23 protein-coding genes are annotated in these 20,281 nt (G+C 62.2%); 6 read left to right on the plus strand and 17 right to left on the minus strand.

Annotated elements, in window-relative coordinates:
- Positions 1 to 10: 10 nt before the first annotated feature.
- Genes ACVOK8_RS09175 through ACVOK8_RS09190 form a run of 4 tightly spaced genes read right to left on the minus strand, consistent with a single transcriptional unit; the run spans position 11 to position 2,575 of the window.
- Entirely contained in the window at positions 11 to 574 is a 564-nt protein-coding gene (locus tag ACVOK8_RS09175; RefSeq protein ID WP_481566530.1) for a pilus assembly PilX family protein, read from the minus strand.
- Complete coding sequence (locus ACVOK8_RS09180; RefSeq protein WP_481566531.1) at positions 571 to 1,461, minus strand: PilW family protein; 891 nt, start codon at positions 1,459 to 1,461, stop codon at positions 571 to 573. The genes ACVOK8_RS09175 and ACVOK8_RS09180 overlap by 4 nt, the downstream gene beginning before the upstream one ends.
- A gap of 47 nt (positions 1,462 to 1,508) precedes the next feature.
- Positions 1,509 to 2,015, minus strand: coding sequence for a type IV pilus modification protein PilV (gene pilV, locus ACVOK8_RS09185; protein WP_481566532.1), 507 nt, complete (start codon positions 2,013 to 2,015; stop codon positions 1,509 to 1,511).
- 29 nt (positions 2,016 to 2,044) lie between these two features.
- Positions 2,045 to 2,575: a GspH/FimT family pseudopilin gene (locus ACVOK8_RS09190; protein ID WP_481566533.1), complete on the minus strand. Its 531-nt coding sequence runs from the start codon at positions 2,573 to 2,575 to the stop codon at positions 2,045 to 2,047.
- A 136-nt stretch (positions 2,576 to 2,711) separates the two neighbouring features.
- On the opposite strand from ACVOK8_RS09190, the gene ACVOK8_RS09195 reads away from it, so the two are divergent.
- The gene (locus tag ACVOK8_RS09195; protein WP_481566534.1) at positions 2,712 to 3,737 is read left to right on the plus strand and encodes a sensor histidine kinase; all 1,026 of its coding nucleotides are present in this window, start codon (positions 2,712 to 2,714) and stop codon (positions 3,735 to 3,737) included.
- A 9-nt stretch (positions 3,738 to 3,746) separates the two neighbouring features.
- Here the strand turns inward: ACVOK8_RS09195 and ppnN are convergent, their stop codons facing one another.
- From ppnN to grxD, 5 genes are all read right to left on the minus strand, one after another.
- Positions 3,747 to 5,135 (minus strand): nucleotide 5'-monophosphate nucleosidase PpnN, encoded by a 1,389-nt coding sequence (gene ppnN, locus ACVOK8_RS09200; protein ID WP_481535538.1) that lies wholly within the window; start codon positions 5,133 to 5,135, stop codon positions 3,747 to 3,749.
- A 114-nt stretch (positions 5,136 to 5,249) separates the two neighbouring features.
- Complete coding sequence (locus tag ACVOK8_RS09205; RefSeq protein ID WP_481566535.1) at positions 5,250 to 8,435, minus strand: TonB-dependent receptor; 3,186 nt, start codon at positions 8,433 to 8,435, stop codon at positions 5,250 to 5,252.
- A gap of 218 nt (positions 8,436 to 8,653) precedes the next feature.
- Positions 8,654 to 9,247, minus strand: a complete 594-nt coding sequence (locus ACVOK8_RS09210; RefSeq protein ID WP_481566536.1) for a YhgN family NAAT transporter — start codon at positions 9,245 to 9,247, stop codon at positions 8,654 to 8,656.
- On the minus strand, positions 9,244 to 9,987 hold the full coding sequence (locus ACVOK8_RS09215; protein ID WP_481566537.1) for an SDR family NAD(P)-dependent oxidoreductase: 744 nt from the start codon (positions 9,985 to 9,987) through the stop codon (positions 9,244 to 9,246). The genes ACVOK8_RS09210 and ACVOK8_RS09215 overlap by 4 nt, the downstream gene beginning before the upstream one ends.
- On the minus strand, positions 9,984 to 10,304 hold the full coding sequence (grxD, locus tag ACVOK8_RS09220; protein WP_481546170.1) for a Grx4 family monothiol glutaredoxin: 321 nt from the start codon (positions 10,302 to 10,304) through the stop codon (positions 9,984 to 9,986). The genes ACVOK8_RS09215 and grxD overlap by 4 nt, the downstream gene beginning before the upstream one ends.
- 117 nt (positions 10,305 to 10,421) lie before the next feature.
- Between grxD and ACVOK8_RS09225 the strand changes: the two genes are divergently transcribed.
- A complete protein-coding gene (locus ACVOK8_RS09225; protein WP_481566538.1) occupies positions 10,422 to 11,000 on the plus strand; it encodes a superoxide dismutase in 579 nt (192 codons plus the stop codon).
- 257 nt (positions 11,001 to 11,257) lie between these two features.
- Here the strand turns inward: ACVOK8_RS09225 and ACVOK8_RS09230 are convergent, their stop codons facing one another.
- From ACVOK8_RS09230 to purE, 3 genes are read right to left on the minus strand one after another with little or no spacing between them, the layout of a single operon-like run.
- Entirely contained in the window at positions 11,258 to 11,593 is a 336-nt protein-coding gene (locus ACVOK8_RS09230; protein ID WP_481566539.1) for a carboxymuconolactone decarboxylase family protein, read from the minus strand.
- A 45-nt stretch (positions 11,594 to 11,638) separates the two neighbouring features.
- Positions 11,639 to 12,799, minus strand: coding sequence for a 5-(carboxyamino)imidazole ribonucleotide synthase (locus ACVOK8_RS09235; RefSeq protein WP_481566540.1), 1,161 nt, complete (start codon positions 12,797 to 12,799; stop codon positions 11,639 to 11,641).
- Positions 12,796 to 13,299 (minus strand): 5-(carboxyamino)imidazole ribonucleotide mutase, encoded by a 504-nt coding sequence (purE, locus tag ACVOK8_RS09240; RefSeq protein ID WP_057629361.1) that lies wholly within the window; start codon positions 13,297 to 13,299, stop codon positions 12,796 to 12,798. Before purE ends, ACVOK8_RS09235 begins: the two co-directional genes overlap by 4 nt.
- Before the next feature lie 59 nt (positions 13,300 to 13,358).
- Between purE and ACVOK8_RS09245 the strand changes: the two genes are divergently transcribed.
- From ACVOK8_RS09245 to ACVOK8_RS09260, 4 genes are all read left to right on the plus strand, one after another.
- Complete coding sequence (locus tag ACVOK8_RS09245) at positions 13,359 to 13,628, plus strand: Trm112 family protein (protein ID WP_481566541.1); 270 nt, start codon at positions 13,359 to 13,361, stop codon at positions 13,626 to 13,628.
- Positions 13,628 to 14,485 carry a carboxylating nicotinate-nucleotide diphosphorylase gene (gene nadC / locus ACVOK8_RS09250; RefSeq protein ID WP_481566542.1) on the plus strand — a complete coding sequence of 286 codons (858 nt, stop codon included), beginning with the start codon at positions 13,628 to 13,630 and terminating at the stop codon, positions 14,483 to 14,485. Before ACVOK8_RS09245 ends, nadC begins: the two co-directional genes overlap by 1 nt.
- 118 nt (positions 14,486 to 14,603) lie before the next feature.
- Positions 14,604 to 15,521: a DUF2272 domain-containing protein gene (locus ACVOK8_RS09255; RefSeq protein ID WP_481566554.1), complete on the plus strand. Its 918-nt coding sequence runs from the start codon at positions 14,604 to 14,606 to the stop codon at positions 15,519 to 15,521.
- A 74-nt stretch (positions 15,522 to 15,595) separates the two neighbouring features.
- Complete coding sequence (locus ACVOK8_RS09260; protein ID WP_481566543.1) at positions 15,596 to 15,946, plus strand: DUF3301 domain-containing protein; 351 nt, start codon at positions 15,596 to 15,598, stop codon at positions 15,944 to 15,946.
- A 307-nt stretch (positions 15,947 to 16,253) separates the two neighbouring features.
- On the opposite strand, the gene ACVOK8_RS09265 is transcribed toward ACVOK8_RS09260, so the two are convergent.
- The 5 genes from ACVOK8_RS09265 to petA all read right to left on the minus strand — a co-directional run bounded on the left by ACVOK8_RS09265 (position 16,254) and on the right by petA (position 20,169).
- Positions 16,254 to 16,688 (minus strand): ClpXP protease specificity-enhancing factor, encoded by a 435-nt coding sequence (locus ACVOK8_RS09265; protein ID WP_481566544.1) that lies wholly within the window; start codon positions 16,686 to 16,688, stop codon positions 16,254 to 16,256.
- Between the two features lie 80 nt (positions 16,689 to 16,768).
- Positions 16,769 to 17,404 (minus strand): glutathione S-transferase N-terminal domain-containing protein, encoded by a 636-nt coding sequence (locus ACVOK8_RS09270; RefSeq protein WP_296253894.1) that lies wholly within the window; start codon positions 17,402 to 17,404, stop codon positions 16,769 to 16,771.
- 143 nt (positions 17,405 to 17,547) lie between these two features.
- Positions 17,548 to 18,291, minus strand: a complete 744-nt coding sequence (locus ACVOK8_RS09275; RefSeq protein ID WP_481546164.1) for a cytochrome c1 — start codon at positions 18,289 to 18,291, stop codon at positions 17,548 to 17,550.
- On the minus strand, positions 18,284 to 19,546 hold the full coding sequence (locus tag ACVOK8_RS09280; RefSeq protein ID WP_481566545.1) for a cytochrome b: 1,263 nt from the start codon (positions 19,544 to 19,546) through the stop codon (positions 18,284 to 18,286). The genes ACVOK8_RS09275 and ACVOK8_RS09280 overlap by 8 nt, the downstream gene beginning before the upstream one ends.
- A gap of 2 nt (positions 19,547 to 19,548) precedes the next feature.
- Positions 19,549 to 20,169, minus strand: a complete 621-nt coding sequence (petA, locus tag ACVOK8_RS09285; RefSeq protein ID WP_481515595.1) for a ubiquinol-cytochrome c reductase iron-sulfur subunit — start codon at positions 20,167 to 20,169, stop codon at positions 19,549 to 19,551.
- Positions 20,170 to 20,281 lie beyond the last annotated feature (112 nt).

Consider the following 20,281-nt stretch of genomic DNA (forward strand, 5'->3'; position numbering starts at 1 on the left):
GCGACGGTCCTTATTTGACCGTGATGTTGGATTGCAGGACGACGACCGCGCGATCGGTAACTGCAGCAGGATCGTGGCTGCGCGCGATGATGCGATAGAACGACTCCAGCGTTACACCACCACCGCCGCCATATTGGTTGGCGTTGGCGCTCTGGTTCTGCTGCAGCTCGTCGGTGCTCTCGCGCTGGCCGAGATACTGCACGAAGTATTGCGGACGGCCTGCAGCCTGCGACTGGGTCGCCGTGCCATTGACCCAGCCGGCACCGCCGCCGGTATAGGTGCTGGCAGGCGGTATCGGGCATGCGGTCGCGCCAACGCTGCAATTGGTGCCAATCGTATTGCCGGCTACCACGGCAGCACGGACTGCAACCTCCGCTTCGCGAAGGGCCGATTCCGCCGACTGGAAGGCCAGGCTTCGATCGTACATATTGCCACTCATGCGCTCACGGAGCAGAGTCCCGCGGATGCTGGCCAAACCAATCAGCGTGATCACGATCAGAATCAACAGCACCACCAGCAAGCTGGCACCGCGCTGCCGGACGGCCCCTGCAGCCAAGCGATCATTGATGTTCATTGCGCACGATTCCTCAAGGTAACCACCTGCTCCAGCTGACGTGTCAGCGGGACATTGCCACTCCCCACCGCGCCATCGCTGTTGACAGTAAATGTGATGCGGATCGACGTCACGTCCTGCCAGCCCGCAACCGCGCCGGCGGCGACATAGTCGGTGGTCGCAGGATCCTGTAGATACTCGATCTGCATGTTGGATACGCCCTCGACCATCTCCTCTCTGGCTGCACCATTGAGAACACGGAACAGGGATGTGCCGCCACGGCCGTTGCTGGCCACGAACCAACGCACGCCATTGAGCTTACTGATCACCGAATTCATCGGGTAGGGATAAGCCGGCGCGGCAGGGTTGCAGGGCGCCGGCAACACGTTGAGACTGTTGCTGCAATTGCCCGTATTGGAATGACTGACCGTGGTCGCGGTGACCCCACCCGCGCGAAACACCGCAACCTGCTTCGTATCGCAGACCATCAACACGTCGTTTGCCGCCATCCCGGTGGCTTTGTCGACGGTGAACACCGTGCCGGCATATGCCGTCACATTGGCCAGTTCATTGCCGACCAACAGTAACTGCAGCGCGTCGCTACCTGCCAGCGAGCCCGCCAGGGCGCCATTGTCATAACCGCGCACGGACTGCGACCAGGTGCTCCACCAATTGGCACCACCCAGGTCCGCAACATTCGCAACCGGCAGACCGATATCACAGGGATTGCCACTGGCTTCGCGGATGTCCCTGCCCATCATCTCGAAACCAAACTGCATGTTCTCCTGGACCTTGCCCAGTCCATCCGTGGTCCTATAGGCCTGTTGGCTGGAAATGAAGATCATCCCCACCGCCCCCAGGACGACCAAACCGATCACCAGCGAGATCATCAGTTCGATCAGGGTCATGCCAGCCATACCGGCAGGTGCCCTCATGCGCATTGCCCGCTTCCCCTTCATAGCCTCACCACCGTCTGCACCTGACGCGCCGTACCGCCTTCGACATTGGCAGCGTTGGCCGCTGCCGTATTGCCCTTGCTGCCGCGTGAGTCATCCCACTGCACGATCACCGTGCACACCCCTGCAGCGCAAGTGATCTGCCCGCAGATGCTGTCATCGTCATCGGGATCCTTGGTCATGCCAGCCTTGAGCGACTCGATCCAACGGCTCACGTCATTCTTGGCCAGCGAACCGCCAGCCGGGATCTCGCATTCCATGCCGTCGGTGTTGTAGGAACCCGCGAGCGCAGCTTGGCGATTGGCGCGCATTGCATCGATTGCCGAGTACGAATAAGCAACCACCTGGCTACGCTCCAGCGAGCTCTGCCCGTTACGCAACGCCGTGGCCTGCATGGCAGCGATGCCCAACAGGGCAACGCCCAATACGAGCACGGATACCATCACTTCAATCAAGCTGACGCCTGCCTGCTGACGGGGCGCGACGATGGTTGGGGAAGTGACCATTCCAATCTTCATTTGTTTTGGGCCTCGGCTCAGGGACACACGCCACCACCATCCACCCGGCTGCTGGCAATACGCGCAGCAGAGGCAAGAGTCACGGTGCGCCGGTTGTCGGCCGGGCTCGCCGTCGGAATACAGAGCGTCACGGTACTGTTGATGGCCGTATTGGACAGACCATCCGGACGGAAAGTGAATCGCTGCACGCCCGATGTCACCTGTACCGGCGCCTTGGCCTGGTTGACGCGCAGCACGGTGCCGTTCGACTCGATGACAGTCAACCAGTTACCCCAGCCGCCGCCACAGACCACGCCATTGGCGCTACCACAGACCGACACCCGGGTATTGCGCTTGATGGCTTCGCTCCGCGCCTGCTGCAGCGCGGCAACCAACTCGTTGGACTGCGATGTCAGCCGGCTGGCATTGATGAAGGACCGGAACGACGGAACCGCAATGGCAGTCAGAATCGCCGCGATCGCCACCGTCACCATCAGCTCGACCAAGCTGAAGCCTCGGCCACGGCGGCGCCCCGACGCACGCACTGCTGCTCGAAGAATGCTGGGCATACCTTTCCCCATTTGGACGACTTACTCTATTTGCCGGGCGGCAGCCACTCCATCGGTTCAGGGATGAACGGCACGATCCGACGCATGAATGGCGCCAGCAGCCGCCCCTTTGCCCACCGACGGATATCCGCAGCGCATGCCCACACCCCAGCCGGCCGAATTGAACCCCCTGGATCCCATCAGCCAGGCGCAGACCATCATTCGCATCATGCTCGCGGGCGAGGCACTGGCCGCCCTGCTGACCATGGCACAAAGCGCGCGAATGGACCTGCTGACCTACTTCGGGCTGGCTTCATTCACCATCCAATGGGTGGCGCTCGCGTCACTGGCCCTGCTTTACGCTGCACGTAAACACCTGCGCCGCGCGACGGCATCACAGATCGCAGTGGTCGCATTGATGGCCCTGCTCTGCAGCACCTGGCTGGTCACCGCTCTGGCAGCCGCCCTCCTGCACGACACCTGGCTGGTTCCTGCAGAAGGCTGGCCTGTTTTTGCCGTCAAACTCACCACGATGGCGTTACTGGTCGGCCTGGTGACGCTGATCGCCTTCCAAAGTCATTGGCGCCAGCGGCAACTGGCGGTGAGGGCCAAGCAAGCAGAGCTGGAAGCGCTGCAGGCAAGGATCCGCCCTCACTTCCTGTTCAACACCCTCAATACCGGCGCAGCCTTGGTCCATCAGCGCCCGCAAGATGCCGAGCGCCTGCTGCTGGATCTGGCGGACCTGTTCCGCGCAGCGCTGGCGGGCCCTCGCGCGATTCCGCTGAGCGAGGAGATCGCCTTGGCCAAGCGTTATGCGGAGATCGAAGGCCTGCGCTTCGGCGACCGCATGCAGATCCACTGGCAACTGCCCGACCCCATACCCCAGCAGCTCGTACCGACACTCTCCATTCAACCGCTGATCGAAAATGCCATACGGCACGGTGTCGAGCCTTCGCCCGACGGCGGCAAGATACACGTCCGCATGCAGCAGCTAGCCAACTCGCTCGACATCATCATCGAGAACGACCTGCCGCCGGCTGGCGCGCCCAACCTGCACACCGGCCACAAGGTGGGGCTTGAGTCATCACGCGCCCGCATCCGGGCGCTTACCGGAGGACTTGGCGACGTGGCGACCCGGATCGAAAACGGCCGCCACATCACCACCATCACCCTGCCCGCCTGATACCGCTACTCAGGCAACCACCTGATAACAAGGCCGGTACTCGCCCGAAATCTTCATCCGGCGCTGTTCGACGAAGGCGCGCAGCAGCTCATCCAGGGCCTGCATCATCTCGCTGTCGCCATGGATCTTGAACGGGCCGAACTCCTCGATCCGGGCCATGCTCTCCTCCTTGACGTTGCCAGCAACGATGCCGGAGAACGCGCGACGCAGGTCCGCGGCCAGATCTGGCGCCGGGCGACCCTTGTGCAGGTCCAGGCCGGCCATGGCTTCATGCGTAGGCACGAACGGTTGCTGGTAGGCCAGCGGGATCTCCACCTGCCAGTTGTAGAAGAACGAATCGCGCTGCGCCAAGCGGAACTCGCGCACGCGCTTGATGCCCTGTGACATCCTGCGGGCAACGCCAACCGGGTCGCCAACGATGATCTCGTAACGCTCGGCCGCCTTGTCACCCAGGGTCAGACGGATGAAACGGTCGATCTGCTGGAAGTACGGCGCAGCGATGGCCGGGCCACTGAGAATCAGCGGGAACGGCAGGTCCTTGTTCTCCTCGCTCAACAGAATGCCGAGCAGGTACAGGATCTCTTCGGCGGTGCCGACGCCGCCCGGAAACACGATGATGCCGTGGCCGAGACGGACAAACGCCTCCAGGCGCTTTTCGATGTCCGGCATGATCACCAGATGGTTGACGATCGGGTTCGGTGACTCGGCAGCGATGATGCCCGGCTCGGTGATGCCGATGTAACGGGTATTGGTCTTGCGCTGCTTGGCGTGGGCAATGGTGGCGCCCTTCATCGGCCCCTTCATCGCACCCGGACCGCAACCGGTGCAGATGTCCAGGCCGCGCAGGCCCAGCTCATAGCCGACCTGCTTGGTATACAGGTATTCGTCGCGCGAGATCGAGTGACCACCCCAGCACACGACCAGATTCGGGTCGCTGGGCTGCAGGATGCGCGCATTGCGCAGCACCCCGAACACCGCGTTGGTGATGCCGTCCGAGGTCTCCAGGTCCGAGGCGTATTCCGGCCCCAACTCGATGGCCATGTAAGCCAGGTCGCGCACCACAGAGAACAGCAGCTCGGCGATACCGCGGATGATTTCACCATCAACGAACGCGACTGCGGGCGCATTGCTCAGGTCGATGCGGACGCCGCGGTCCTGCTGGGTCACTTGGACATCGAAATCCGGATACAGGTCGCGCGCAGCGCGCGGGTCATCCGAAGCACTGCCGCTGGTCAGCACCGCCAGCGCACAGCGACGCAGCAACTCGTGCATGCCGCCGCCGGAAGCGTCGCGCAACCGCGCCACTTCTGCGCGCGATAACACATCAAGCCCGCCACGCGGATAAATACGTGCGTCCTGCACCGGCAGCGCCCTCGCTAGCCCTTCACTTTTGGTCATTTCCACAACTGCTCCTTCCTCTTTGGCGATCGACTTTAGCGCTCCCCCCATTAAAAAGAAAACGGCCGGGTTGCCCCGGCCGTTCTTTTACTACTTCACGTCAGCCCTGAAAAATCAGAACTCGTAACGCAGGGTCAGCAGGGCCGACCAGCGCGACACGACACGGTGCGGGAAGCCGCTGTTGGCATCGTACGTGGTCAGCTTTTCCGGGTACTGGTTACTGATGTTATAGATATAGGTACCGTCAGCCTTCATGCCGCTGAGACCAGCCAGATAGCGGGCATCGAAGCCCTGCGACTGCTGCTCGGTCACACCCCAGTCCTTGTTGAGCATGTTCAGGACATTGAAGATGTCCAGACGCACGATCGACTTGTGCTCCTTGAAGAAGCCCGGCAGCTCCTGCTGCAGGCTCACGTCAAACTGGTTCACCCACGGGTAGTGAGCACCATTGCGCTCTGCGACCTGACCACGGCGAGCTGCCAGATACGGATTGGCGTCAATGAAAGCGTGGAACGCGGCAATCTGAGCAGCCGTCGCGTTGCCGTAGCTCACCTTCGAGTCATTCACCAGCGGGATGTAGGCCGGATCCTGGAAGATACGGTCGCCATTCAGGTCACCGTCGATGTTCCAGGTGTACGGCAGGCCATCACGACCGTTGTAGAACGCAGTGAAGCTGGTCTTGTAGTCGCGGAAGAACGCATGCTCCCAACCAAACGAAGCCTTGATCGAGTTGCGCACTTCGCGGCTGGCCGTCGAAGCGATTTCTTCGTTCGGATTCAGACGCGACACGAACTGGTAACCGGACCATGCCTGCGACGAGTTGTCCGAGCCGACTTCGGTAGCCTTGGTATAGGTGTAGCTCAGATTGCCGTACCAACCATTTGCCATCGGCTTGTTCAGCGAGAAGGTAACGGCGGTCGAGGAACCCTTGTCGGTATTGCCGAGCTTGGTCGAGTTGTACTCGAAGCCAGGCTTGCGGCCACAGTTCTTGTTCGAGCTGCTGATCGAACCCAGATTGCAGTAATAGTAGTTACGGCCATCCGGCAACTGACCCTGCACTTCACCAATGTTGATGGCCTGGTAGAACACGCCATCCTTGTTCTTGATGTGCTGTGCTTCAACCGAGCCGATCAGGCCCATCCACGGCAGTTCTGCGTCGTAGCCCAGGCTGACCTTCCAAACGGTCGGCAGCTTGAAGTCAGGATCGATGGTATCGACCTGCTTGGACACGCCGTCGGCGGTCATGTTCGGCGGGAACGGCTGGTTGGCCGAGTCCGGGCTGAACGGATAAGCCGACGGATCGAACGAAGTGAACGATGCAGCGGTCACACCGTTGTTCTGGTACGGGTTGGCCAGCCACACAAACGGCGGCACGCTCTGGAACAGGCCCACGCCACCGCGCAACTGAGAATAACGCTCGGTATCGAAGGTGTAGTTGAAGGCAACGCGCGGCAGAACGACCTTGTTGCTGGAACTCAGACGGTAGTCATTTCGGTAACCGAATGCTTCTTCGAAGCCCGGCGTGGTCGGCGGTGCCTTGTTGGCCTTCGGAATGTTCACGCGCACGCCGTAGGTCAGCGACAGCTGGTCGTTGACCATCCAGGTGTCCTGCACGAACGGGCTGATCTGCGTGTAGATCATCGCAGCAGCAGTGTCGTTGATGCTGTAACCGGCGATCGGACGACGCACGTTGTACGAGTCGTAAATACCTGCTTCGAAGTCGGCGATGCTGGCGAAGGTGTAAACACCATGCGTGTCACGGCCGTACAGGTTGAACACGTCATTGCGCATGTAGTCCACACCAAACTTCAGGGTGTGGTCATTCAAGTACCAGTTTGCGAACACCGTAGCCGTAAGCTTCTCGGTGTTGATCTGGTTTTCGTGACGGTTGCGGTCTTCACCCAGGCGCACACCATTACCCAGCGTGGGGTTGTTGGCCGTGGTGACGTTGATCGTCGGCAGGTTCAACGGGTTGCCGTTGATCTGGTCGAAAGTCTGGTAGCTGACCTTTGCCTCGGTGGAGAAATTCGGGCTCCAGTCGCTGAACAGCTGCAACGAGGTGTTCTTGGTCAGGTTGTCCTTGTTGTACCAACGGCTGCTCAGGATCACCGAGTTGTTGTTGGCGTCGGACGGCTGCGGCAGGAACTCTTCGGTGCGCTGGTGGGTCAGGCTCAGACGGTGACTGTCATTGATGTTCCAGTCGATCTTGGCCAGATAACGCTTGCTGTCCAGGTTGACGCCAAATGCGCCGTAGTTACCCGGATCAATGCCCCACTTGTTCTTGGCGATGTTGATGACCTGATTGATCTCGTCCATCGAGACCACGCCATTTTCGTAACCATCGGCGTTGGAAGAACCACCGAAGTTGGTCACTTCCTGCTCTTCGTACGAAGCGAAGAAGAACAGCTTGTCCTTGAGGATCGGACCACCCAGGGTCACGCCCTTGGTTGCATCCTTGTCGAAGCCGGCATAGTCCTGACCGTTGCGGGTACCAACCATGTCTTCGGCATTCTTGTACGCGTAGTACACAGAGCCGTGGAACTCATTGGTACCGGACTTGGTGACCGCATTGACGGTGGCACCGACCGTATCCGAGCTCACATCGTAGTCCGAGACCTTCAGGTCATAGGCAGCGATGGTATCGATGGAAATCGGCGAACCCGCATACGGCATACCGTTGGCGTTCAGGCCGAACGGGTCACCCTGCGACAGACCGTCGACAGAAATATTGTTGTAACGGTTATTGACACCGGCGACAGAGATCGCGCCACTGCCCTGGTCGGTCACGGTGATGCGCGGATCAAGACGTGCAATGTCGTCCAGCGAACGGTTGCCCTTCGGGGTCAACTCGAGCTGACGGCCACTGACCGAGGTACCCACACCCTTGTTGTCTGGATTGAAGGTATCCATCAGGCGCGAAGCACTAACAGCAACACCAGCGATCGTGGTGACATCGCCACCCAACTGGGCATTGATCGCACCAACCTGGTTCAGGTTCAGGTAGACACCCTCTTCGGTCTTGGTGCCTTCGCCTGGCTTGGTGATGGTGACGGTGTACGGGCCACCCACGCGCAGACCACGCGCGGAGTAGCGACCCGATTCATCGGTGACGGCACGACTGATAGTGCCCGACTCGGTGTGGGTGATCGTGACTTCTGCACCAGCAACCGGCTGACCGCCGACGTTGGTGACCTGGCCGCCGACGCCGGCAGAGGTGCTCTGCGCGAAAGCCGGTGCAGCCGCAAGTGCGACGACAAGACCAAGTGCAAGCTTGGACATCTTGATACGCGGGTGATTCATAGGTGGGTAGCCTCGAAACGAGTTGGCGATTGAGAAAAAACGCGATCCATCAGCCCCGGGGTCAACCGAGCGCCTGATCGTCTTGAATCTGGGGGTCCCTTCCGAGGCGGTTTCAGCCGCAACGGTTAAGATAAGGTTAACACGGTAATGACAATTTATGACTGCAAGAAGACAGCGGTATTGCGCTGCAGCAGTTTTCCCTACGGCGGATCAAACAGTTAGCGGATTGACGCCAGATAGGTCCCCAGACCGTCCAGCAGCATCTGTACCGAAATTGCGACCAAAAGCATGCCCATCAGGCGCTCCAGCGCGGTCAGCGCGCGAGCACCCAGCAGCTTGTATAGCAGGGTTGCGGACATCAGGATCGCCGCCGTCCCACCCCAGGCCAGCAACAGCGCCAGGCTCCAGTCAACCAGCCTCTCCGGCTCATTGCTGCCCATCAGCATCACCGCTGCCATGCCTGACGGTCCGGCGACCAGCGGGATCGCCATTGGCACGATGAAGGGCTCGCCGTCCGGCACCGCGCCCATCAGGCCTTCCGGGCGCGGGAAGATCATGCGGATGCCGATCAGGAACAGCACGATGCCGCCAGCTATGGCCACCGACTCCTGGCGCAGGTGCATCAGCTCCAGCGCGTACTTGCCGCCCCATAGGAAGGCCATCAGCACTGCCAGCGCAATCAGCAGCTCACGCACCAGCACCACCCGCTGACGCCGGGGCGTCAACGGCTTGAGCAGGCTGAGGAACACCGGGATGTTGCCCAGCGGGTCCAGGATCAAAAACAGCAGCAGGGCCGCTGAAAGGATGGTCACGGAGCCAGGTCCAGCACCTTTCCACGCCACTGCGCGCCGCTGGCAGCAAGCAGTTGCACGCTGGCGGCGGCGTAATTGGCGGGATCCACCGGTGCCGCATCTTCCTCATGGGTGAATGCACGTGCCCGCAGCCCAGTACGCATCGGCCCCGGCTGCATGCCACAGACCCGAACCGGGCCATTGCGCAGCTCGTGGTGCAGGCTCTCGATCAGCCCACGCAGCCCGTATTGGGCAACCCCGTAACCACCCCAATAGGCTTGCCCCACCCGCCGCGGATCATCCAGCGCGAACACCACCGCCGCGTCCTCACGCTGACGCAGCAAGGGCAGGCAGGCTTGGGTCAACCAAGCGCGGGCGGTCAGGTTGACGTGGATCGCCCGCGCGAAGGCTGCCGGATCACCGGAAGCAAACGGGGTCAGCCCGGCGAAATCGGCCGCGCAATGCAGCACGCCATCCAGCCGCCCGAGCTCGGACTCCAGCCGTTCGGCCAGGGCCGCGTAGTCATCGGGGCTGGCGCCTTCCAGATCCAACGGATACAGCATCGGCTCGGGGCCAAGCTGTGCGGCGCTGTCGTAGACGCGATTGAGCTTGGCCACCTTGCGGCCCAGCATCACCACCGTCGCGCCGGCCTCCGTGCAGGCCCGGGTCGCCGCGGCGCCCAAACCGCCCGCGGCACCCGCTATCAGAATCACCCGACCTGCAAGATCGGCGCCCTCGCTCCCCCGAGGCTGGGCACTCACGCTTGCCCGGCCTCGGCAACAATACTTTTCAGCTCACCGGACTCCAGCAGCTCCAGAATGATGTCGCAGCCGCCAATCAACTCGCCGTGCATGAAGAACTGCGGGAAGGTCGCCAGGTTCGAGTAGCGTGGCAGATTGGCCCGCACCTCAGGGAACTCCAGCAGGTTGACCGTGCGCAGATTGATTGCCCCGGCTGCCATCAACGCCTGTACCGCGCGGCTGGAAAAGCCGCACATCGGGTACTGCGGCGTGCCCTTCATGAACAGGACAAGGGGATGTTGCTCCACCTCAGCCTGGATTTGTTCCATCACCGGCATTCGAATTCTCCCTACTGCGAAAGAACGGCCCGTCCTGGTCGGATAGACTTTCCCGTGGTTGACCATTGTAAGCCGAGCCGGCCAACTCCCGGCGCCCTGCCCCGAAAAGAATCTCCGATGCCCGTCCAACTTCCTGAACTGCCCTACGCCCGTACCGCACTGCAACCGCACATTTCCGCAGAAGCCCTGGACCTGCATCACGGCAGGCACCATCGCGGCTACGTGGACGCGGTCAATGCGCGCATCGCCGGCACCGAGCTGGACGAACTGCCGCTGGAGGAGATCGTGCGTAACAGCCAGGGCAGCCTGTTCCTGGCGGCGGCGCAGGCTTGGAACCACGACTTCTTCTGGCAATGCCTGCACCCGCGTGCCGGCGGCGACCCGCACGGGCTGCTGGCCGAACATATCAATCGCCAGTTCGGCGACGTACAGAAGCTGCGCGAGGAGTTCAATCGGGCGGCCTTGGCTGTATTTGGCTCTGGCTGGACCTGGCTGGTGCAGCATCCGGACGGCAAGCTGGCCATCGTCAGCACCCGCAATGCGAACACACCACTGACCGGCAACAGCACGCCCTTGCTGGTCTGCGACGTGTGGGAACACGCGTACTACAGCGACTACCAGAATGATCGCGCACGCTTTCTGCAGGCGTTCTGGAAACTGGTGAACTGGGATTTTATTGGGGCGCAGTTGCGCTGAGGTTATTTGAAGCCTCCAGGTTCGCGCTCCGCATTTCGCGACCAAATCCCGCACTCGTCATTCCCGCGCAGGCGGGAATCGCTGCTGCTCCTGACTCTACCCTCTTCCCCCTGCTTCATACTCTGAACTGCTTACAGACTTGAGCAACGCGCACAGCGGTAACCGTAAAAAACAAAAGCGCAGTAGCCACAGCGATTCCACCTACGCGGAAATGATGATCTGAACGCTCTCCGAGTGAGCCAGAAGTACTACACGCCTCATTCGTGCGCAGCCACCGCATCCAGCACACGTGCCGAATACACCAGCGCCGCACCTGCATTGAGCGCCACCGCCACACCCAGCGCTTCGCCGATTTCCTCGCGACTGGCGCCCTGCTTCAAGGCAGCGTCCACATGGGTGGTGATGCAACCATCGCAACGCGTTGTCACCGCCACCGCCAACGCGATCAGCTCGCGGGTCTTGCCGTCCAGATGGTTGGTCTGCGCGCCAGCACCGCTCAAGGTGATATAGCCCTTCAGCGTATCCGGCGAAAGCTTGCCGAGTTCGCCGATGCGGCCCTTCAACTCTCGGCGGTAATCGTTCCAGTCAAGCATGGGAGGTTCTCCAGTTGGGACTGAAGAACCTTACGCCAGCAATGATTAGCTCGCCGTCATGCCGCCGCGACGCAGTGTTTCCACCACCGGTGCAACCTGCTCCTGGCGACCCAATGCCTCGCCAACACGCTGCAGGGCGTCAGCCAGAGCGGCCGGAGCGTCATCACGCAAGTTGGCATGGCCGACCTTGCGACCATCGCGGGCCTGCTTGCCGTAGTCATGCCAGTGACCGGCGGATTCGCCCAGAACTGCCTTGGCGTCGGGCATCTGCCCCAGCCAGTTCAGCATGCAGGCGTGGCCCAGCATGCGGGTATCCCCCAAGGGAAGGCCAAGCACGGCCCGGATGTGGTTCTCGAACTGCGAGGTCTCGGCGCCGTCGCTGGTCCAATGGCCGGAATTATGTACGCGCGGCGCCATTTCATTGGCCAGCAGTGCGTCGCCGCGGCAGAACAGCTCCAGCGCGAATACGCCAACGTAGTCCAGACGCTCGGCAACGCGACGCGCATAAGCAATCGCCGTGGCCTGTTGCTCGGCAGACAGTACGGCCGGCGCAAGACTCGCGGACAACACTCCATCCACGTGCCAATTGGTGGTCAGCGGCCAGGCGCGGAACTCACCATCACGGCCACGCACCGCGACCACGCTGACTTCGCGGTCAAATGCCACAAAACCTTCGAGGATCAGCCCGGTCTTGTCGACCTGCCCGCCCAGCGCCTGCCATGCAGCGTCGATATCGGATGCTTCACGGATGCGGAACTGGCCCTTGCCGTCGTAACCCAGTCGGCGCGTCTTGAGGATGCACGGCATGCCGAACTCGGCAGCTTTGGCGGCCAGTTCGTCGCGGCTGCGAATATCGGCAAATGCCGGCAGCGCGATGCCCAGCTCCTGGAACAGCGTTTTTTCGCTGAGCCGATCCTGGGCCACCGCGAGGGCGGCCGGATTCGGGAACACCGGCTTGCGCTCGGCCAGCCAATGCGCGCTGGCAGCTGGCACGTTCTCGAAATCGAAGGTGATCACATCGACCTTGGCAGCAAACTCGGCCAGGGCTTCAACATCATCAAAATCACCCACCTGCAACGGCGCCACCTGCCCTGCACAGGCATCGGCAGCCGGATCGAACACCACGAAACGCAGGCCCAGCGGAGCTCCCGCCAGCGCCATCATGCGGGCCAGCTGCCCGCCGCCGAGAATGCCAACCGTGATCATTGGCGCGGATCGTCCGCAGCCATTACATCTTCGGTCTGGCGCGCGCGGAAGGCTTCCAGTGCGGCGCCGATCTGCGGCTGCTCGGCAGCCAGCATCGCCGCGGCGAACAGGGCCGCATTGGATGCGCCTGCATTGCCAATGGCGAAGGTCGCCACCGGGATGCCAGCCGGCATCTGCACGATCGACAGCAATGAATCCATGCCGTTGAGCGCCTTGGACTGTACCGGCACACCAAGCACCGGCACGGCGGTCTTGGCGGCCAGCATGCCCGGCAGGTGTGCCGCGCCACCGGCACCGCCGATGATTGCCCGCAGGCCACGCGGGCCGGCCTGCTCAGCGTAGCTGAACAACACATCCGGGGTCCGGTGCGCTGAAACTACCTTCACTTCATACGGAACGCCCAAAGCATCAAGCTTTTGAGCGGCGTGCTGCATGGTTTCCCAGTCTGAGCGGGAACCCATCACGATGCCGACTAGCGGCGCGGGGTGGTTGGGGGTCATTGGCCGTCACCTGCTGCAAAGACGTATTCTAGCCGTCTTCCCCGCAAGACCACGACCCGATGGACCGCAAACTGCTCGACCTGCTCGTCTCCCCCGACACCCGCCAGCCGCTGTTCCTGCTGGAAAGCGCCGGCCTGGAAGCCCTCAACCGCGCCATCAGCAGCGGCAGCGTGACCCGCGCCGACGGCAGCCCGCAGACCCAGCCGCTGCGCGAAGCCCTGATCAGCGGCGACCGCAAGCAGGTATTCCGCGTCGATGACGGCATTCCGGTGCTGCTGGCCGATGAAGCCATCGCCACCGCCCAGATCACCGACTTCCCGGCCAAATAATGCTGCCGCACCCGCCGCTGCCCCCGCCGCAGGAACAGATTGACGCCGATGTCGCCCGTGCCCTGACCGAGGACATCGGTAGCGGCGACGTCACCGCCGCGCTGTTGCCCGATGCCGCCGATGTCGCCTACCTGCTGTGCAAGCAGGATGCAGTGATCGCCGGCAGGCCCTGGTTCGACGCCACCCATCGTGCACTGGACCCGCAGGTCCGGATCGATTGGCGGGTGCTGGAAGGCGACCACGTCAGCGCCGGTACGGTGCTGGCAACCCTGAGTGGACGCAGCCGCAGCCTGGTCAGCGCCGAGCGCACCTCGCTCAACTTCCTGCAGACCCTGTCCGGCACCGCCACCATCACCGCGCGCTACGTGGCGGCGGTGGCGGGCACCAAGGCCCGCATCCTCGACACCCGCAAAACCCTGCCCGGCCTGCGCCTGGCGCAGAAGTACGCGGTGCGCTGCGGCGGCGGCGACAACCACCGCATCGGCCTGTTCGATACGGTGATGCTGAAAGAGAACCACATCCGCGCCGCCGGTTCGTTGACTGCCGCCGTGCACGCCGCTCGCGCGCAGCAACCCAAGCTGCCCTTGGTGGTCGAAGTGGAGGACCTGCAGCAGCTGCAGGAGGCACTGGCCGCCGGTTGCGAACGCATCCTGATCGACGACTTCAGCACGGCGATGCGTCGCGATGCCGTGCGTATCACCGCCGGGCGGATTCCACTGGAAGTCTCCGGCAGCGTTGACATGACCACGCTGCGCACCATCGCCGAAGACGGTGTGGATTGTATTTCCATCGGCGGCTTGACCAAGCACGTGCGGGCCATCGATCTGTCGCTGAAACTGGGCCCGCCGCCGCGCTGACTCACGGCATGCACACGCTGCCGGCTGCGACACTCCCCCAATATCCCTCGCGGAGCCTGCTGTGGCATATCGATTTCTGTTCTGCGGCCTGACCCTGCTGCTACCTACCCTACCCGCGATGGCCGCCGAAGCCTGTGACGTGCCACCGCGCTTTGGCCTGAGTGAAACCGCCAAGGCCGTGGTCGCGGCAGCCTGCGGCGAGCACCGCCTGTGGTATCGCCCCTTCATCGATCGCGATGGCCGCATCGCCAGCCTCGGCGTTACCGAGGCCGAGAACGAGCACCTGGCTGACAACGGCCTGATCGCCTGGCAGCGCGTCGTCGGCTATTGGCGCGATAGCGGCACGCTTGGCCCGATGGGCGCCATTGCCGGCGCCAGCAGCTGCGCGCAGCCGGCCGGCAATCGATTCACCGACACCGATTGCCGCGCCTTCCTGATCGACAACCCGTGGTCGGCCGCCTTCATCTCCTGGGTGATGACACGCGCTGCCGTACCCGGCTTCACCCGCTCGCCGCGCCATATCGACTACATCCGCGCCGCCTACCAGAGCGGCAGCAACGGCATGCCGTATCGCCTGGCCGACCCAGCCAGTGAGAAGCCCGCGCCCGGCGACATGCTCTGCTTCCTGCGCGACCGCAGCAGCACCTTGAACTACGCAGGGCTGATACAGGCGCTGGGCAGCGGCCGCGCCGGCAACTGGAAGTCACATTGCGAGATCGTGGTCAGCGCCAACATGGGCGGCGATCGCACGCTTTATCTGGTCGGCGGCAACGTCGCCAACTCGGTGGTGATGCGCAAGCTCATGCTTGATCGCACAGGCCTGCTTGAGTTGCCAAAGGCCAATGCTGCGCAGGCGCAAAGCTGGGCAGTTGAGCAGCGCTGCTCGCCGGGCCAAGAGGAAGAGTGCAACCTCAACCGGCAGGACTGGGCCGCATTGTTGAAGTTGACCGCGACCAACCCGGCGCCTGCATTCAATTCGACCGCGCCCTTGCCGCCACCTCCGGACGAACCGATTCCAACACCGGTCACCCACTGAGGCTTGCTGACGCGCCGGCATCAACAGCAAACAGAGGGCTGCGCATGGATGAGCAGATCGCCTAAAGTGCTCGCATGCCTACCCTTCTTATTTTGATGATTGTCGGCGCGATTGGTTTTGCGTTCTGGGACCGCTCCCGCGCCGCTGCCGACCGCGCCACCGAACTGGGCCGCAACGCCTGCCGCGCCGCCGATGTGCAATGGCTGGACCAGAGCGTGCACAGCACCGGCCTGCGCCTGTGTCGCCTGTCCAATGGCTGGCTGGGCTTCGAGCGCAGCTTCCGTTTCGACTACTCCTACGACGGCCAGGATCGCCACACCGGCCGCATGGTATTGCGCGGCCGCGAACTGATCTCGTTCAGCGGTCCCGCCGCCGCCCAGATCGGCCGCCTGCGCAAAAGCACCGAAGAAGCCGAAGACATCTGATGGGTGGTGCCGAGCCATGCTCGGCAGAGGCCTTACCAACACACCCGACCGATAGTGCCGAGCCGTGCTCGGCAGAGGCCTTACCGATGGGCACCTGCCGGCAACTGCATTTTGTGGGAGCGGCGTCAGCCGCGAAACTGATGCACTGAACGTTGCGGACATGCCAGCGACCTGACAGAACCTTGGTTTCGCGGCTGACGCCGCTCCCACAAGCAGCTGCTGGGCTCGCGTGGAAAGCGCCAGCCGAGCATGACTCGGCACTACACAGACGCCCAAACAAAACCGCCGCCTTGCGGCGGCGGTGGAATTATTTGACTACCCGCAGGAACGGGCGCTTTGCAGCTGGCTGCGGACGCTCAGGCGGATCGGTAGGCGGCGTATCGTCATCATCCGGCGTGTTCTCGGTACCCGGAATGTCATCCGGCAAGGCCATGCCCTGCCCGGTCTCACGCGCATAGACGGCCAGAATCGCCGAGATCGGCACGTAAACGGGGAAACTGGTTCCGGAGAAGCGCGCAGTGAAGCTCACCGCGTCATTGTCGATATGCAGGCCAACAACGGCGCGCTCGGCAATATTGAGCACTACCCGCTCTTCCTTGACCGCACTGCTCGGCACCTGCACGCCGGGAACCCCGGCATCAACCATCACGTGCGGCGTCATGCCGTTGTCGTTGATCCACTCGACCAGCGCCCGCAACAGATACGGGCGATGGCTGCTCATCCGGAAAGTTTCTTCAGTCATTGCATAAGTGTACGCGGCATTGAAGCGCGATCACCGCCTGGCGGCGGTGATCGATAAGTTCGGATACAGCCGGCAGTTGCTCAGCCTGGCAGTTCGCGCAGCTTCTTTTCCTGATCGGTCAGGCTACGAACGAAGGCCGGATGGCGGAAAAAGCGATTGCCATAGTCCTCGATCGCCTTGCCGTCTTTGGGCAGCGCAACGCCCAACGACTCCAGCCGCCAGATGATCGGCGCAATGGCGCAGTCAGCCAGACTCATTTCCGGGTTGAGGAAGAACTTGGAGGCCTTGAACAAGGGCACCGACTGCGCAACCAGCTCCTTCAAACGCTTGCGCCCGGCCTCAGCCTGGGTCTTGTTGCCCATCTGAATGGCCTGCACCTGCGGCACCCAGTCATGTTCGATGCGAAGCATCGCCAGACGCAAACGTGCCCGCGACAAGGGATCGACCGGCATCAACGGCGGATGCGGATAGCGCTCGTCCAGGTACTCACTCACCACCGACGCCGCGTACAGCACCAGCTCGCGCTCAACCAGGGTCGGCACGGAGTGATACGGATTCAGATCGATCAGATCTTCCGGCGGATTCTGCGCGTCGACCGGCACCAGATCGTAAGTCACGCCCTTGGCCGCCAGTACCAGCCGCACCCGATGGCACAGGGCATCGTCGTTTGCAGAGAACAAGGTCAGGGTATTACGCATACGCACACTCGCCGCCATCAAAGGCTCTCCATCGGTTGGATTCCGCCAACCTTACGGCCCCGCCAGCACATTGCCGACGGTGACCACGGTTACCCGAGTGTGCCAAGCCACAGGCGCAGTTGCCAAGGCCCCCTGCGCACAATCCCCGGCTCGCACCCTGCTCAATGCACGTCTTTCCAGTACTCGGTCTTGACCAGATAGGCCAGGAAGGTGAGCAGGGCGAGGAACAACACCACCCAGACGCCAAGGCTCTGCCGCTTCAACGCAGCCGGCTCGCCCGCATATTCCAGGAAGTTGGTGATGTCGCGGACCGTCTGGTCATAGCCGCGCGGGTCGACCTTGCCCGGCGAAGCAAGCTTGAAGCCTACAACCGGCGGATCGATGCCCTCCTGCTCGGCCTTGCCGTGAATGGCGTGCTGCATGCCCTGCAGCTCCCACAGCGGGTTCGGCATCGAGGCATTCGGGAACACGCTGTTGTTCCAGCCCAGCGGCCGCGACTCGTCCACATAGAACGATTTCAGGTAGCTGTAGATCCAATCACTACCGCGCACCCGCGATATCAGGCTCAGGTCCGGCGGCATTTTGCCGAACCATTTGGTCGCCTCGTCATGCGGCATCGCCACCTGGATCTGCTCGCCATAGGCGGCACCAGTGAAGTTGAGGTTGTCCATCACCTGTTGCTCGGTCAGGCCGAGATCCTCACCCATGCGCGAATAGCGCAGGTACTTCAACGAGTGACAGCCCGAGCAGTAGCTCATGTAAGCCTGCGCGCCGCGTTGCAATGAGGCCTGGTCGCCCAGATCATTGCCGGCCTGCATCAGCTTGCCACCACCGGCAGCAAACGCCGGGACACAGAACATCATCGCGGCAGCCATCGCCAACCGCACAATCCACTTGTCAGTCATGCGTCGTCACCCGGTCCGGTACCTGCTTGGTGCTGTCGATCTTCGTCCACAGCGGCATGGTGATGAAGAAACCAAAGTACAGGAAGGTCAGCACGCGGCCCACCCAGGTTTCCCAGATCGCCGTGCCCGGGCCGGAGCCAATCACGCCCAACCACACGAAGCACACTACCAGGATGCCCAGCATCACTTTCGAGATCGGGCCACGATAACGGACCGACTTGACCTTGGCCTTGTCCAGCCACGGCACCAGAAACAGGATGGCGATGGCCGAGAACATCACCATCACACCGCCCAGCTTGTTCGGGATCACCCGCAGCATCGCGTAGTACGGCGTGTAGTACCAGACCGGCTTGATGTGCTCCGGGGTCACCAGCCGGTTGGCCTCGGTGAAGTTGTCATGCTCAAGGAATAAACCACCAAATACAGGCGCGAAGAAGATGATGAAAGCCGCCAGCGTGAGCAGGAAACCAACACCGACCAGATCCTTGACCGTGTAGTAGGGATGGAACGGGATGCCATCGGTCGGCGCGGTCGGCGACCAGCGGTTGCCCTTCGGACCCTTCTTGATCTCTACGCCGTCCGGGTTGTTGGAACCCACTTCGTGCAACGCGCCCAGATGCAGCACCACCAGCAGCAACAACACCAGCGGCATGGCGATGACGTGCAGGGCGAAGAAGCGGTTGAGCGTGGCATCGCCGGGCAGGTAGTCGCCCATGATCCATTCGGTCAGACCATTGCCGATCACCGGAATGGCGCCGAACAAAGAGATGATGACCTTGGCGCCCCAGAACGACATCTGGCCCCATGGCAGCACGTAACCCATGAAGGCTTCGGCCATCAGCACCAGGTAGATCAGCATGCCCAGTATCCACACCAGCTCGCGCGGCTTCTTGTAACTGCCGTACATCAAGCCGCGGAACATGTGCAGGTAAACAACGATGAAGAACAGCGACGCACCCGTGCTGTGCATGTAGCGGATCAGCCAGCCCCACTCCACGTCACGCATGATGTACTCGACCGAGGCAAACGCCTCGGCCGCGCTGGGCTTGAAGTGCATCGTCAGGAAGATGCCGGTGACGATCTGGTTGACCAGGATCACCATCGCCAACGAGCCGAAGTAGTACCAGAAATTGAAGTTCTTCGGCGCGTAGTACTCGCTCACATGCTTGCGGTACACAGGCACCAAGCCGGGCGCACGCTCATTGACCCAGCCGGCCACGCCAGTGACGGTGCGGGTAAGAATATTGTCGGCCATGATCAGGCTGCTCCCTGCGGATCAACGCCAATGACAAGGGTGTTGTCATCCACATAATGGTGCGGCGGCACCAGCAGGTTGATCGGCGCCGGCACGTCCTGGAACACGCGCCCGGACATGTCGAAACGCGACTTGTGGCAGGGGCAGAAATAGCCACCTTTCCACTGCGCGTCGTAGGGCTCGGGGCGGATCTCGGCAACCATCTCCGGCGAACAGCCCAGATGGGTACACAGACCTACCAGCACGGATACATCCGGCTTGATCGAGCGGAATTCGGGATTGCCCTTGAGCACGTAGTCCGGCTGCTGGTCCTTGTTGCCGGACTCCGGATCCTTGAGCCGTGCATCCAGGGTAGGCAATGCCTGCAGGATGGCCTTGGAGCGTTTGACGATCCAGATCGGCTGGCCGCGCCATTCCAGGATCAGCCGTTGGCCTTCCTGCAAAGCGCTGATATCGGCAGTCACCGGGGCACCGGCCAACTTGGCACGGGCGCTGGGATTCCACGACTTGATGAAAGGAACTGCGGCGAAACCAACACCGACTGCCCCGACCACAGCTGTGGTCGCTGTCAAAAACCGCCGACGTCCGGTGTTGACTGGATCATTTACCCCATCGTTTGCCATCCGGCACTCCGATAATGATTAGGTAGCTAGAGGCTGCCAGCGGTCTGGTGGGGGCCATCCCGCTCTGAATCGAATCGTTCCGGAGTGTAGCGGAACGCTTAACGCTGACACA

The sequence above is a fragment of the Stenotrophomonas sp. STEN083 genome, assembly GCF_056759195.1.

Excerpts from the sequence above, each read along its gene's own strand:
- ACVOK8_RS09175 (WP_481566530.1), bottom strand. The coding sequence starts at position 574 with ATGAACATCAATGATCGCTTGGCTGCAGGGGCCGTCCGGCAGCGCGGT.
- ACVOK8_RS09180 (WP_481566531.1), bottom strand. The coding sequence starts at position 1,461 with ATGACCCTGATCGAACTGATGATCTCGCTGGTGATCGGTTTGGTCGTC.
- pilV (WP_481566532.1), bottom strand. The coding sequence starts at position 2,015 with ATGGTCACTTCCCCAACCATCGTCGCGCCCCGTCAGCAGGCAGGCGTC.
- ACVOK8_RS09190 (WP_481566533.1), bottom strand. The coding sequence starts at position 2,575 with ATGCCCAGCATTCTTCGAGCAGCAGTGCGTGCGTCGGGGCGCCGCCGT.
- ACVOK8_RS09195 (WP_481566534.1), top strand. The coding sequence starts at position 2,712 with ATGCCCACACCCCAGCCGGCCGAATTGAACCCCCTGGATCCCATCAGC.
- ppnN (WP_481535538.1), bottom strand. The coding sequence starts at position 5,135 with ATGACCAAAAGTGAAGGGCTAGCGAGGGCGCTGCCGGTGCAGGACGCA.
- ACVOK8_RS09205 (WP_481566535.1), bottom strand. The coding sequence starts at position 8,435 with ATGAATCACCCGCGTATCAAGATGTCCAAGCTTGCACTTGGTCTTGTC.
- grxD (WP_481546170.1), bottom strand. The coding sequence starts at position 10,304 with ATGCCGGTGATGGAACAAATCCAGGCTGAGGTGGAGCAACATCCCCTT.
- ACVOK8_RS09225 (WP_481566538.1), top strand. The coding sequence starts at position 10,422 with ATGCCCGTCCAACTTCCTGAACTGCCCTACGCCCGTACCGCACTGCAA.
- ACVOK8_RS09230 (WP_481566539.1), bottom strand. The coding sequence starts at position 11,593 with ATGCTTGACTGGAACGATTACCGCCGAGAGTTGAAGGGCCGCATCGGC.
- ACVOK8_RS09235 (WP_481566540.1), bottom strand. The coding sequence starts at position 12,799 with ATGATCACGGTTGGCATTCTCGGCGGCGGGCAGCTGGCCCGCATGATG.
- purE (WP_057629361.1), bottom strand. The coding sequence starts at position 13,299 with ATGACCCCCAACCACCCCGCGCCGCTAGTCGGCATCGTGATGGGTTCC.
- ACVOK8_RS09245 (WP_481566541.1), top strand. The coding sequence starts at position 13,359 with ATGGACCGCAAACTGCTCGACCTGCTCGTCTCCCCCGACACCCGCCAG.
- nadC (WP_481566542.1), top strand. The coding sequence starts at position 13,628 with ATGCTGCCGCACCCGCCGCTGCCCCCGCCGCAGGAACAGATTGACGCC.
- ACVOK8_RS09255 (WP_481566554.1), top strand. The coding sequence starts at position 14,604 with ATGGCCGCCGAAGCCTGTGACGTGCCACCGCGCTTTGGCCTGAGTGAA.
- ACVOK8_RS09260 (WP_481566543.1), top strand. The coding sequence starts at position 15,596 with ATGCCTACCCTTCTTATTTTGATGATTGTCGGCGCGATTGGTTTTGCG.
- ACVOK8_RS09265 (WP_481566544.1), bottom strand. The coding sequence starts at position 16,688 with ATGACTGAAGAAACTTTCCGGATGAGCAGCCATCGCCCGTATCTGTTG.
- ACVOK8_RS09270 (WP_296253894.1), bottom strand. The coding sequence starts at position 17,404 with ATGGCGGCGAGTGTGCGTATGCGTAATACCCTGACCTTGTTCTCTGCA.
- ACVOK8_RS09275 (WP_481546164.1), bottom strand. The coding sequence starts at position 18,291 with ATGACTGACAAGTGGATTGTGCGGTTGGCGATGGCTGCCGCGATGATG.
- ACVOK8_RS09280 (WP_481566545.1), bottom strand. The coding sequence starts at position 19,546 with ATGGCCGACAATATTCTTACCCGCACCGTCACTGGCGTGGCCGGCTGG.
- petA (WP_481515595.1), bottom strand. The coding sequence starts at position 20,169 with ATGGCAAACGATGGGGTAAATGATCCAGTCAACACCGGACGTCGGCGG.